Source organism: Lysobacter niastensis, assembly GCF_031457115.1.
GTDB classification, from domain to species: Bacteria; Pseudomonadota; Gammaproteobacteria; order Xanthomonadales; family Xanthomonadaceae; genus Lysobacter_J; species Lysobacter_J niastensis_A.
Window position 1 is genome coordinate 209,962 of sequence record NZ_JAVDVY010000002.1, and the last position, 13,639, is coordinate 223,600.

Annotated in this window: 6 protein-coding genes; all 6 read right to left on the minus strand. The window is 64.3% G+C overall.

Going from position 1 to position 13,639, the window contains the following annotated elements; all coding sequences use genetic code 11:
* Positions 1 to 219: 219 nt before the first annotated feature.
* The 6 genes from tuf to rpoB all read right to left on the minus strand — a co-directional run bounded on the left by tuf (position 220) and on the right by rpoB (position 13,378).
* Positions 220 to 1,410 carry an elongation factor Tu gene (tuf, locus tag J2X06_RS10175; RefSeq protein ID WP_310061855.1) on the minus strand — a complete coding sequence of 397 codons (1,191 nt, stop codon included), beginning with the start codon at positions 1,408 to 1,410 and terminating at the stop codon, positions 220 to 222.
* Positions 1,411 to 1,495: 85 nt separating this feature from the next.
* Positions 1,496 to 3,586 carry an elongation factor G gene (gene fusA / locus J2X06_RS10180; RefSeq protein ID WP_310061858.1) on the minus strand — a complete coding sequence of 697 codons (2,091 nt, stop codon included), beginning with the start codon at positions 3,584 to 3,586 and terminating at the stop codon, positions 1,496 to 1,498.
* A gap of 152 nt (positions 3,587 to 3,738) precedes the next feature.
* The gene (rpsG, locus tag J2X06_RS10185) at positions 3,739 to 4,206 is read right to left on the minus strand and encodes a 30S ribosomal protein S7 (protein WP_310061861.1); all 468 of its coding nucleotides are present in this window, start codon (positions 4,204 to 4,206) and stop codon (positions 3,739 to 3,741) included.
* Between the two features lie 56 nt (positions 4,207 to 4,262).
* Entirely contained in the window at positions 4,263 to 4,637 is a 375-nt protein-coding gene (gene rpsL, locus J2X06_RS10190; protein WP_187711356.1) for a 30S ribosomal protein S12, read from the minus strand.
* 266 nt (positions 4,638 to 4,903) lie between these two features.
* Positions 4,904 to 9,136 (minus strand): DNA-directed RNA polymerase subunit beta', encoded by a 4,233-nt coding sequence (gene rpoC / locus J2X06_RS10195; protein WP_310061863.1) that lies wholly within the window; start codon positions 9,134 to 9,136, stop codon positions 4,904 to 4,906.
* A gap of 90 nt (positions 9,137 to 9,226) precedes the next feature.
* Complete coding sequence (rpoB, locus tag J2X06_RS10200) at positions 9,227 to 13,378, minus strand: DNA-directed RNA polymerase subunit beta (RefSeq protein WP_310061866.1); 4,152 nt, start codon at positions 13,376 to 13,378, stop codon at positions 9,227 to 9,229.
* Positions 13,379 to 13,639: the final 261 nt, after the last annotated feature.

Below are 13,639 nucleotides of genomic sequence, written 5' to 3' on the forward strand. Positions count from 1 at the left end.
ATGTCCCTGTCTGGCGAATACGAGGCGCTTCCTGCACCTCATTTCGCTGGTTACGGCGCCCGCCAAAGGCGAAGCACCGCAGTGGTCGAGCATTCTAACCGTATATCCACAGCGGGCGCAAGCGCGTCCGCCGGGACCGATCAGTCTGAGCGCCCTGCCCTGGATGGGAAGGGCCACGACCGGGCGTTCGGGGCCGTATCCGGACCCGAAGCCACCTTCTTACTTGATGATCTTGGCCACCACGCCGGCGCCGACGGTACGGCCGCCTTCGCGGATCGCGAAACGCAGGCCTTCGTCCATCGCCACCGGGTTGATCAGCTCGACGACCATCTTGATGTTGTCGCCCGGCATCACCATCTCCACGCCTTCCGGCAGGGTCACCGCGCCGGTGATGTCGGTCGTGCGGAAGTAGAACTGCGGACGGTAGCCCTTGAAGAACGGCGTGTGGCGGCCGCCCTCGTCCTTCGACAGCACGTACACCTCGGCTTCGAACGACGTGTGCGGGGTGATCGAACCCGGCTTGGCCAGCACCTGGCCGCGCTCGACGTCGTCACGCTTGGTGCCGCGCAGCAGCAGACCGGCGTTGTCGCCTGCCTGGCCCTGGTCGAGCAGCTTGCGGAACATCTCGACGCCAGTGACCGTGGTCTTCTGGGTCGGACGGATGCCGACGATTTCGATTTCGTCGCCCACCTTGATGATGCCGCGCTCGATACGACCGGTCACCACGGTGCCGCGGCCCGAGATCGAGAACACGTCTTCCACCGGCATCAGGAACGGCTTGTCGATCGCGCGCTCCGGCAGCGGGATGAACGTGTCCAGCGCTTCCACCAGCTTCAGGATCGACGGCACGCCGATCTCCGACTGGTCGCCTTCCAGCGCCAGACGGGCCGAGCCGTGGATGATCGGGGTGTCGTCGCCCGGGAACTCGTACTTGCTCAGCAGCTCACGCACTTCCATCTCGACCAGCTCGAGCAGCTCGGCGTCGTCGACCATGTCGGCCTTGTTCAGGAACACGACGATGTACGGCACGCCGACCTGGCGCGACAGCAGGATGTGCTCGCGCGTCTGCGGCATCGGGCCGTCCGCGGCCGAACACACCAGGATCGCGCCGTCCATCTGCGCCGCACCCGTGATCATGTTCTTCACGTAGTCGGCGTGGCCCGGGCAGTCCACGTGTGCGTAGTGGCGGTTCGGGCTTTCGTACTCGACGTGCGCCGTCGAGATCGTGATGCCGCGCGCCTTCTCTTCCGGCGCCGCGTCGATCGCGTCGTATGCCTTGAACTCACCGCCGAAACGTTCGGCGCCCACCTTCGTCAGCGCTGCCGTCAGCGTGGTCTTGCCGTGGTCGACGTGACCGATCGTGCCCACGTTTACGTGCGGCTTGGTGCGCTCAAACTTACCCTTGGCCATGGTTGTCTCTCTTTAAATTAATTGCTTGTTGATCGTGCTTTGTCGCGAGGGCCGGCGGCAGCCGGCGCCTCGCGGGGTGTCATGCTCAGGACTTCTTGATCACGGACTCGGCGATGTTGGTCGGCGCTTCGGCATAGTGATCGAATTCCATCGTGAAGGTCGCGCGACCCTGCGACATCGAACGCAGCGTGGTCGCATAGCCGAACATCTCGCCCAGCGGGATCATCGCGTTGATGATCTTGCCCGACGGGCTGTCGTCCTGACCCTGCAGGATGCCGCGACGACGGCTGACGTCGCCCATCACGTCGCCCAGGTAATCCTCGGGGCTGACGATCTCGACCTTCATCATCGGCTCCAGCAGTGCCGGGCTGGCCTTCATGAAGCCTTCCTTGAACGCCATGGAGCCGGCGATCTTGAACGCCATTTCCGACGAGTCGACTTCGTGGTACGAACCGTCGATCAGCTTGACCTTGACGTCGACGATCGGGTATCCGGCGAGCACGCCGTTGTTGACGGCTTCCTTGATGCCCTTGTCGACGGCCGGGATGTATTCCTTCGGAATCACACCGCCGACGATCGCATTCTCGAACTCGTAGCCCTTGCCCTGCTCGTTCGGCGACAGTTCGATCCAGACGTGGCCGAACTGACCCTTACCGCCGGTCTGGCGCGCGTACTTGCCTTCGACCTTGACCGGCTTGCGGATGGTCTCGCGGTAGGCGACCTGCGGCTTGCCGACGTTGGCTTCGACGTTGAACTCGCGCTTCATGCGGTCGACGAGGATGTCCAAGTGCAGCTCGCCCATGCCGGCGATGATTGTCTGACCGGACTCTTCGTCGGTACGCACGCGGAAGGAGGGATCTTCCTGGGCCAGACGGCCGAGGGCGATACCCATCTTTTCCTGGTCCGACTTGGTCTTCGGCTCGACCGCCATCGAGATGACGGGCTCCGGGAACACCATGCGCTCGAGGGTGATGATGTGGTCCATGGCGCACAGGGTGTCGCCGGTGGTCACGTCCTTCAGACCCACGGCCGCGGCGATGTCGCCGGCGCGGACTTCCTTGATCTCGTCGCGCTGGTTGGCGTGCATCTGCAGGATGCGGCCCACGCGCTCTTTCTTCGACTTGACCGGGCTGTAGACCTGGTCGCCGGAGTTGAGTACGCCCGAGTAGACGCGGAAGAAGGTCAGCGAACCGACGAACGGGTCGGTCATGATCTTGAACGCCAGCGCCGAGAACGGCTCGGAGTCGGACGCCTTGCGGGTGTCTTCCTTGTCGTTCTCGTCGATGCCCTGCACCGGCGGACGGTCGGCCGGCGACGGCAGCAACTGGATCACGCCGTCGAGCATGGCCTGCACGCCCTTGTTCTTGAACGCAGAACCGCAGAAGACCGGCACGATCTCAACGCGCAGGGTGCGCTCGCGCAGACCCGAGAGGATCTCGGCTTCGCTCAGCTCGCCTTCGTTGAGGTACTTGTCCATCAGGTCTTCGGAGGCTTCGGCAGCGGCTTCGATCATGAAGCTGCGCGCTTCGTCAGCCTTGCTCTGCAGCTCGGCCGGGATCTCGCGGTACTCGAACTTGGTGCCCTGCGAGGCGACATCCCAATGGATGGCCTTCATCTTGATCAGGTCGACCACGCCCTCGAAGCCGTCTTCGGCGCCGATCGGCACCTGCATCGGCACGGCGTAAGCGCCCAGACGCGACTTCAGCTGCTCGACGACCTTGTCGAAGTTGGCACCGGTACGGTCCATCTTGTTGACGAACGCCATGCGCGGCACCGAGTACTTGTTGGCCTGGCGCCACACGGTCTCGGACTGCGGCTGCACGCCACCGACGGCGCACAGCACGAACACCGCGCCGTCGAGCACGCGCAGCGAACGCTCCACCTCGATGGTGAAGTCGACGTGGCCGGGGGTGTCGATGATGTTGAAGCGGTGCTCAGGCAGGGACTTGTCCATGCCCTTCCAGAACGCGGTCGTCGCGGCCGACGTGATGGTGATGCCGCGTTCCTGCTCCTGCTCCATCCAGTCCATCGTCGCGGCACCTTCGTGCACTTCGCCGATCTTGTGGCTGACGCCGGTGTAGAACAGGATGCGCTCAGACGTGGTGGTCTTGCCGGCATCGATGTGGGCCATGATGCCGAAGTTGCGGTAACGCTCGATGGGAGTGGTGCGAGCCACGGGACCCTCTCGTAAGTTTTCAAATTCCAGATGGCCGGACGCCGCCTCTGGGGCGGCCTCCGGTTCGCATGGCGGCTTTCTCGCCGCCGCGGCAGCACCTACGTGCTGCTGAGGCCCTAGGCGCCCAGTCAGGCGCCCGCGGGACGCTCAGATCACCAGCGGTAGTGGGCGAACGCCTTGTTCGCTTCCGCCATGCGGTGGGTTTCTTCGCGCTTCTTGATCGCGCCGCCACGGTTCTCCGAGGCATCGATCAGTTCAGCCGCCAGCTTACGCGGCATGGTGTTTTCGCCACGCTTGCGGGCGGATTCGATCAGCCAACGCATTGCCAGCGCCATGCGGCGCGAGGTACGGACTTCGACGGGCACCTGGTAAGTGGCGCCACCGACGCGACGCGACTTGACCTCGACGGCCGGTGACACGTTGCCAAGCGCCTTCTCGACGAGCTCAAGGGCGTTCGGGTTCTTTTCCCCGATCACGTCCATTGCGCCGTAGACGATCTTTTCGGCGACCGACTTCTTGCCGCTCTGCATGACCATATTGATGAAACGCGCGATCGTTTCGCTGCCGTGCTTGGGATCGGGCAGGACCGAACGCTGCGGAGTGGAGCCTTTACGCGACATGGTGCGTACCTATATTCGTGATTCTTGTACGGCGACCGGATGACCGGCCGACCGGATTAGGACTTCGGACGCTTGGCGCCGTACTTGGAGCGGCTCTGGCGACGCTTGGTGACACCGGCGGCGTCGAGCGAGCCACGCACGGTGTGGTAGCGCACGCCCGGCAGGTCCTTGACGCGACCGCCGCGGATCAGCACGACCGAGTGCTCCTGCAGATTGTGGCCTTCGCCGCCGATGTACGAGATGACCTCGTAACCATTGGTCAGGCGCACCTTGGCCACCTTGCGCAGAGCCGAGTTCGGCTTCTTCGGGGTGGTGGTGTACACGCGGGTGCAAACGCCACGACGCTGCGGGCAGTTCGCAAGCGCCGGCGAGGCGCTCTTGTAGGTTTCAGGGCTGCGCGGCTTGCGCACCAACTGATTGATCGTCGCCATCTGGAACTCTTTGATTAAGGACCGGGATGGCCCTTGCGTGAAAACGAACGGCAAGCCGGGGCAACCCAGCTTACCGAGACGAAAAAGTATAGCCCGCGTCAGACCTCTCGGTCAACGCGGACTAAACCTGTGCCCGGACTGGCCCAGGGGCCAATCCGGAGCTAGCTGCGATCCCGCCCTCCTGGGCCGAACACGAGGCGCTCCCTGCGCCTCATTTCGTGATCTGGACAGCCTCCGAAGAGGCCGTCGAATTGCGGAATTGTAACTTAGGAAGCGCTCGAAGTGTCGACGTCGGCCTCGGCGGCCTCCGTCGTCGCTTCGGCCGGAGCCGCGGTCGTCGTACCGGACAGGGTCTCCATCTCCGACTCGGTCAGGCCCGAGGCGTTGCGGCGACGCAGCGTGTGGTACGCCAGGCCGGTACCGGCCGGGATCAGGCGTCCGACGATCACGTTCTCCTTGAGACCGCGCAGGCCGTCGCGGGTACCGCGCACGGCGGCCTCGGTCAGCACACGGGTGGTCTCCTGGAACGAGGCGGCCGAGATGAACGACTCGGTCGCCAGCGAGGCCTTGGTGATGCCCAGCAGGACCGGCTCGACCTTGGCCAGGATCTCGTTGCGCGCAGCCAGACGGGCGTTCTCCTCGACCAGACGCTGACGCTCGACCTGCTCGCCATTGAGGAACTTGCTGTCGCCCTGGTCGATGATCTCGACCTTGCGCAGCATCTGGCGAACGATTACCTCGATGTGCTTGTCGTTGATCTTCACGCCCTGCAGGCGGTAGACGTCCTGGATTTCCTTGGTCAGGTACACGGCCAGCGGCTCGACACCCAGCAGACGCAGGATGTCCTGCGGGGTCGGCTCGCCGTCCACCACGGTCTCGCCCTTCTCCACGTGCTCGCCTTCGAACACGATGATCTGGCGGTACTTCGGAATCAGCTCTTCGTGCTCGTTGCCGTCGGTGTCCTTGATGATCAGGCGCTGCTTGCCCTTGGTGTCCTTACCGAAGGAGACGATGCCTGAACGCTCGGCCAGCACCGCCGGATCCTTCGGCTTGCGGGCTTCGAACAGGTCGGCCACACGCGGCAGACCACCGGTGATGTCGCGGGTCTTCGATGCTTCCTGCGGGATCTTGGCGACCACGTCGCCCACGCCCACCGGGGCGCCGTCCTGCAGGTTGACGATCGAGCGCGGCGGCAGCAGATACTGCGCCGGCAGGTCGGTACCCGGGATGTTCAGGTCCTTGCCGTTCTTGTCGACGATGCGCACGATCGGACGCAGGTCCTTGCCCATCGAGCCGCGACGCTTCGGATCGGTGATCTCGCGCGAGGCCAGGCCGGTCAGTTCGTCGGTCTTCTCGATGACGGTGACGCCGTCGACGAAGTCGATGAAGCGCACGAAACCGGCTACTTCCGAGACGATCGGGTGGTTATGCGGATCCCAGTTGGCGACCTGCTGGCCGGCCTTGATATCGGCACCGTCCTTGACGCTGATGGTGGCACCGTACGGCAGCTTGTAGCGCTCGCGCTCGCGGCCGTGGTTGTCCAGCACCGACAGCTCGCCCGAGCGCGACACCGCGACCAGATGGCCGGCTGCGTGATCGACGTGCTTGAGGTTGTTGAACTTGATCGTACCGGTGGTCTTGACCGTGACGTTGTCGATGGCGGCAGCACGCGAGGCCGCACCACCGATGTGGAACGTACGCATGGTCAGCTGGGTACCCGGCTCGCCGATCGACTGCGCGGCGACAACGCCGACCGCTTCGCCGTGGTTGACCAGGTGACCGCGGCCCAGGTCGCGACCGTAGCAGTGTGCGCAAACGCCGAACGCGCTTCGGCAGGTAATGGTCGAACGGACCTTGATCGACTGCACGCCGGCGTCTTCGAGCTTGGCCACCCAGCCTTCGTCGAGCAGGGTGTTGCGCGTGACGATCGGCTCGTCGTCGTTGCCCGGCAGGAACACGTCCTCAGCCACCATGCGGCCCAGCACGCGGTCGCGCAGCGGTTCGACCACGTCGCCGCCTTCGACGATCGGGGTCATCATCAGACCCTCCTCGGTGCCGCAGTCGGTCTCGGTGATCACCACGTCCTGCGCCACGTCGACGAGACGACGGGTCAGATAACCCGAGTTCGCCGTCTTCAGCGCGGTATCGGCCAGACCCTTACGGGCACCGTGGGTCGAGATGAAGTACTGAAGAACGTTCAGGCCTTCGCGGAAGTTCGCGGTGATCGGCGTCTCGATGATCGAGCCATCCGGCTTGGCCATCAGGCCGCGCATACCGGCCAGCTGACGGATCTGCGCCTGCGAACCACGCGCGCCGGAGTCGGCCATGATGTAGATCGAGTTCATCGACTTCTGCGGGACCCGATCGCCCTTGGCGTTGATCACCGTGTCGGTGCCGATCGCGTCCATCATCGCCTTGGCCACGCGCTCGTTGGTGCGCGACCAGATGTCGACGACCTTGTTGTAGCGCTCGCCAGCGGTCACCAGACCCGACTGGTACTGCTCCTGGATCTCCAGCACTTCAGCTTCGGCTTCGTCGAGGATGCCCTTCTTCTCGACCGGGATCAGCATGTCGTCGATGCCGATGGAAACGCCGGCGCGCGTCGCGTAAGCGAAGCCGGTGTACATCAGCTTGTCGGCGAACACGACCGTGTCCTTCAGACCGAGCATGCGGTAGCTCGAGTTGATCAGGCGGCTGATGTTCTTCTTGGTCAACTCGACGTTGGCCAGCGCGAACGGCAGGCCTTCCGGCAGGACCTCACGCAGCAGCGCACGACCGACGGTGGTGTCGACGATCGAGGTCTTCTGCTCGCTGGTGCCGTCCTCGTTCTTGACGGTTTCGGTGATGCGCACCTTGCACTTGGCGTGCAGCTGGACGGCGCGGTTGTCGTACGCGCGCTTGACTTCGGCGACGTTGGCGAACGCCATGCCCTCGCCCGCCTTGTTCTCCAGGGCGCGGGTCATGTAGTACAGGCCGAGCACGACGTCCTGCGACGGCACGATGATCGGCTCGCCGTTGGCCGGCGACAGGATGTTGTTGGACGCCATCATCAGCGCGCGCGCTTCCAGCTGGGCTTCCAGCGAGAGCGGCACGTGCACGGCCATCTGGTCACCGTCGAAGTCGGCGTTGAACGCGGTGCAGACCAGCGGGTGCAGCTGGATCGCCTTGCCTTCGATCAGCACCGGCTCGAACGCCTGGATGCCCAGGCGGTGCAGGGTTGGGGCACGGTTGAGCAGCACCGGATGCTCGCGGATCACCTCTTCGAGGATGTCCCACACTTCCGGCTCTTCACGCTCGACCAGCTTCTTGGCGGCCTTGATGGTCGTGGCCAGGCCACGACGCTGCAGCTTGGCGAAGATGAAGGGCTTGAACAGCTCCAGCGCCATCTTCTTCGGCAGGCCGCACTCGTGCAGGCGCAGGGTCGGACCGACCACGATGACCGAACGGCCCGAGTAGTCCACGCGCTTGCCGAGCAGGTTCTGGCGGAACCGGCCCTGCTTGCCCTTGATCATGTCGGCCAGCGACTTGAGCGGGCGCTTGTTGGTGCCGGTGATGGCACGGCCGCGACGGCCGTTGTCCATCAGCGCGTCGACCGATTCCTGCAGCATGCGCTTCTCGTTGCGCACGATGATGTCGGGCGCATTGAGTTCAAGCAGGCGACGCAGGCGGTTGTTGCGGTTGATGACGCGACGGTACAGATCGTTGAGGTCGGAGGTCGCGAAGCGGCCGCCGTCCAGTGGAACCAGCGGACGCAGGTCCGGCGGCAGCACCGGCAGCACCGTCATGACCATCCACTCCGGACGGTTGCCCGACTCGAGGAAGGCCTCGACCAGCTTGATGCGCTTGGTCAGGCGCTTGAGCTTGGTCTCGCTGTTGGTCGAAGCGATCTCTTCCTTCAGCGTGATCATCTCGGACTGCAGGTCGATCGTGCGCAGCAGGTCGTAGACGGCCTCGGCGCCCATCGCGGCCTCGAAGTCGTCGCCGTGCTCCTGGCGCGCCTGCAGGAACTGCTCTTCGGTCAGCAGCATGCCGCGCTCGAGCGGGGTCAGGCCCGGCTCGGTGACGACGTAGGCTTCGAAGTACAGGATGCGCTCGATGTCGCGCAGCGTCATGTCCAGCATCAGACCGATGCGCGACGGCAGCGACTTCAGGAACCAGATGTGCGCGACCGGCGAGGCCAGGTCGATGTGGCCCATGCGCTCACGGCGCACCTTGGCCAGCGTCACTTCGGTGCCGCACTTCTCGCAGACCACGCCGCGGTGCTTCATGCGCTTGTACTTGCCGCACAGGCACTCGTAGTCCTTGATCGGACCGAAGATGGCGGCGCAGAACAGGCCGTCGCGCTCCGGCTTGAAGGTGCGGTAGTTGATGGTTTCCGGCTTCTTCACTTCGCCGTACGACCACGAACGGATCAGGTCCGGCGAGGCCAGCGCGATCTTGATGGCATCGAAGTCGATCGCCGGTCGCTGCTGGTTGAACAGATTGAGCAGGTCTTTCATTTCATTCTCCAATCGGAGTAATTCGTCGAGGGCTGTAGTTCACTTCGGCGGAACGGGAGCGCGCGATCCGCGGCGCTCCCTTCCGGAACCTCAGTGCTCTTCCAGCTCCATGTTGATCGCGAGCGAGCGGATCTCCTTCACCAACACGTTGAAGGATTCCGGCATGCCGGCCACCATCTCGTACTCGCCGTCGACGATGTTCTTGTACATCTGGTTGCGGCCCTGCACGTCGTCGGACTTCACCGTCAGCATTTCCTGCAGGGTGTAGGCCGCGCCGTAGGCTTCCAGCGCCCAGACTTCCATTTCGCCGAAACGCTGGCCGCCGAACTGCGCCTTGCCGCCCAGCGGCTGCTGGGTGACGAGCGAGTACGGACCGGTCGAACGCGCGTGCATCTTGTCGTCGACCAGGTGGTTCAGCTTCAGCATGTGCATGTAGCCAACCGTGACCGGACGCTCGAAGGCCTCGCCGGTACGACCGTCGTGCAGCACGGTCTGGCCGCTCAGCGGCAGTTCGGCGAGTTCGAGCATCTTCTTGATCTCGGCCTCGGCCGCGCCGTCGAACACCGGCGTGGCCATCGGCACGCCGTCGACCAGGTTCTGCGCCAGCGCCAGCAGCTCGGCATCGCTGAACTGCTTGAGGTCGACGCGCTCCTCGTGCGTGGTGCGATCGTGGTTGTAGATCTCGTCGAGGAACTTGCGCAGATCGGCAACCTTGGCTTGCGCCTGCAGCATGCGGTCGATCTTCTGGCCCAGGCCCTTGGCAGCCCAGCCCAGATGGACTTCGAGCACCTGACCGATGTTCATACGCGAAGGCACGCCCAGCGGGTTCAGCACGATGTCGACGGTCTGGCCGTCGGCCATGTACGGCATGTCCTGCACCGGCACGATGGTCGACACGACACCCTTGTTGCCGTGGCGGCCGGCCATCTTGTCGCCCGGCTGGATGCGGCGCTTAACGGCCAGGAAGACCTTCACCATCTTAAGAACGCCCGGAGCGAGGTCGTCGCCCTGGGTGATCTTGTTGCGCTTGTCGGCGAAACGCTTCTCGAACTCTTCCTTGTGGACGTCGATCTGCTTCTGGGCGCGCTCGATGGCTTCGACCGCGTCCTCGTCCTTCATGCGCAGACTGAACCAGTCCTTCTTCGACAGGCTGTCGAGCACCAGGCTGGTGACGGTGTCGCCCTTCTTCAGGCCGGCGCCACCATTGGCGGTCTTGCCGACCAGCTGCGAGCGCAGGCGGTCGTAGATCGCGGCTTCGAGGATGCGGAACTGGTCGTCGAAGTCCTTCTTGACGCGACGGATTTCCGATTCTTCGATCTGGCGGGCGCGCTTGTCCTTCTCGATGCCGTCGCGGGTGAAGACCTGCACGTCGATGACGGTGCCGTCCATGCCCGGCGGAACACGCAGCGAGCTGTCCTTAACGTCGGACGCCTTCTCGCCGAAGATCGCGCGCAGCAGCTTCTCTTCCGGGGTCAGCTGGCTCTCGCCCTTCGGCGTGACCTTGCCGACCATGATGTCGCCGGCGCGGACTTCCGCACCGATGTACACCACGCCGGACTCGTCGAGGCGGTTAAGTGCCTGTTCGGAGACGTTCGGGATGTCGGCGGAGATCTCCTCCGGTCCCAGCTTGGTGTCGCGCGCGACGCAGGTCAGCTCTTCGATGTGGATCGTGGTGTAGCGATCCTCTTCGACCACCCGCTCGGAGAGGAGGATCGAGTCTTCGAAGTTGTAGCCGTTCCACGGCATGAACGCGATGAGCATGTTCTGGCCCAGCGCGAGCTCGCCGATATCGGTCGAGGGACCGTCGGCCAGCACATCGCCGCGCGCAACCACGTTGCCCACCTTCACCAGCGGAGTCTGGTTGATGCAGGTGTTCTGGTTCGAACGCGTGTACTTGATCAGGTTGTAGATGTCGACGCCGGCATCGGTTTCGCCGGAAATCTCGTTCTCGTTGACCTTGACCACGATGCGACCGGCGTCGATCTGCTCGATCACGCCGCCACGCAGCGCGTTCACGGTAACGCCCGAGTCGCGCGCCACGGCGCGCTCGATGCCGGTGCCGACCAGCGGCTTCTGCGCCCGCAGCGTCGGCACGGCCTGGCGCTGCATGTTGGCGCCCATCAGTGCGCGGTTGGCGTCGTCGTGCTCGAGGAACGGGACGAGCGCAGCCGCGACCGACACGGTCTGCATCGGCGAGACGTCCATGAAGTGGATCTCGGCCGGCGGCTTCAGCAGCGACTCGCCCTGGTAACGGCAGGCGACGAACTGGGCGGTGATGTGGCCCTTGTCGTCCTGCGGCGCGTTGGCCTGCGCGATGACGTACTCGTTCTCTTCGATCGCCGACAGGTAATCGACATCGTCGGTCACGCGACCATCCACGACCCGGCGGTACGGCGTCTCGAGGAAGCCGTACTTGTTGGTGCGGGCGAATACGGCCAGCGAGTTGATCAGGCCGATGTTCGGGCCTTCCGGCGTCTCGATGGTGCAGACGCGGCCGTAGTGGGTCGGGTGCACGTCGCGCACTTCGAAACCGGCGCGCTCGCGCGTCAGGCCGCCCGGGCCCAGCGCGGAGACGCGACGCTTGTGCGTCACTTCCGACAGCGGGTTGTTCTGGTCCATGAACTGCGACAGCTGCGAGGAGCCGAAGAACTCCTTGATCGCGGCGGCCACCGGCTTGGCGTTGATCAGCTCCTGCGGGGTCAGGCCCTCGGACTCGGCCATCGACAGGCGCTCCTTGACGGCGCGCTCGACGCGGACCAGGCCGACGCGGAACACGTTCTCGGCCATTTCGCCGACCGAACGCACACGACGGTTGCCCAGGTGGTCGATGTCATCGACGGTGCCGCGTCCGTTGCGGATCTCGGTCAACACCTTGATCACGTCCAGGATGTCGGACATGCCACGGAACCGCTCGCGCAGGCGGACCGACTCTTCGTCCTTGCGCTCTGCGAAGTACTTGGCGTCGTAAAGCACCGACGCGCCTTCGGTTTCCTTGCGACCGAGGCGGCGGTTGAACTTCATGCGGCCCACGCCCGACAGGTCGTAGCGCTCGAAGGTGAAGAACAGGTTGTGGAACAGGTTCTGCGCGGCGTCCTTGGTGGGCGGCTCGCCCGGACGCATCATGCGGTAGATCTCGACCAGCGCTTCGAGCTGGGTGCGGGTCGCGTCGATGCGCAGCGTATGCGACAGGTAGGCGCCACGATCCAGGTCGTTGACCCACAGCGTGCCGATCGACTCGATGCCGGCCTTTCGCAGCTTGGCCAGTTGCTCTTCGCTGATCTCGTCGTTGGCGGTGCCCAGCAGTTCGCCCGTATTCGCGTCGACGACGTCATGAGACAGGATGCGGCCAATCAGATACTCGTCCGGCACGGCCAGCGCGGAAATTCCCGACTGCTCGAGCTGCTTGACGTGGCGCGCGGTGATGCGGCGGCCGGCCTCGACGATGACCTTTTCGCCATCGGCCAGGTCGAAGTTCAGCGTTTCGCCGCGCAGGCGCTCCGGGACGAGTTCGAGCTGGACGCCTTCCTTCGGATCGATGTGGAAGGTGTTGATCTCGAAGAACTCGGCCAGCATCTCCTCGTTGTTGTAACCGAGGGCGCGCAGCAGCACGGTCACCGGCAGCTTGCGGCGACGATCGATACGGGTGAACAGCGCGTCCTTCGGGTCGAACTCGAAGTCCAGCCAGGAGCCGCGGTAAGGAATGATGCGGGCGCTGTACAGCAGCTTGCCCGAGCTGTGGGTCTTGCCGCGGTCGTGGTCGAAGAACACGCCTGGGCTGCGATGCAGCTGCGAGACGATGACGCGCTCGGTGCCGTTGACGATGAAGGTGCCGTTGTCGGTCATGAGCGGGATTTCGCCCATGTAGACCTCCTGCTCCTTCACGTACTTGATGGCCTTGGTCGACGACTCGCGGTCGTAGATGACCAGGCGCACGGTCACGCGCAGTGGGGCACCGTAGGACAGGCCACGGTTGCGGCACTCGCGCTCATCGAATGCCGGATCGCCGAGCTTGTAGCCGACGTATTCGAGAGCGGCGTTGCCGGAATAGCTGGAGATCGGGAACACCGACTTCAGGGCTGCGTGCAGGCCGCGGTCCTCACGCTTGGCCGGGTCGACGTTTTCCTGAAGGAATTCGCGATAGGAATCGACCTGGATGGCCAGCAGGAAGGGCACTTCGAGGATCGAACGGCGCTTGCCGAAGTCCTTGCGGATGCGCTTCTTTTCGGTGAACGAGTACGTCATGGTGATCTACCGCCTCGGTTAACTAGTGGGCTTGGAAGGCCGCTTCGCGGCTTTCCGGGTAGGCCGCGCGTCCGCGGCCCGGGCCCAGGGGAACGATGAATTGCCAGTGGGAAGTCGCTGGTATTGCCGGCACCAGCACGCCTTCTCCCGCTACTTCCGACTGTCAACTCGATGGGTGTTGCGGTGTTGCCCGGACGCGTCCGGAGACGAATCTCCATCAACGGCCAAAGGCCGGGGGCTTTCGCCCCCAGCCTTCAGTGG

Bases quoted from the DNA above. Each gene is read 5' to 3' on its own strand.
- rpoC (WP_310061863.1), bottom strand. From the start codon at position 9,136: ATGAAAGACCTGCTCAATCTGTTCAACCAGCAGCGACCGGCGATCGAC.
- rpoB (WP_310061866.1), bottom strand. From the start codon at position 13,378: ATGACGTACTCGTTCACCGAAAAGAAGCGCATCCGCAAGGACTTCGGC.
- rpsL (WP_187711356.1), bottom strand. From the start codon at position 4,637: ATGGCGACGATCAATCAGTTGGTGCGCAAGCCGCGCAGCCCTGAAACC.
- rpsG (WP_310061861.1), bottom strand. From the start codon at position 4,206: ATGTCGCGTAAAGGCTCCACTCCGCAGCGTTCGGTCCTGCCCGATCCC.
- tuf (WP_310061855.1), bottom strand. From the start codon at position 1,410: ATGGCCAAGGGTAAGTTTGAGCGCACCAAGCCGCACGTAAACGTGGGC.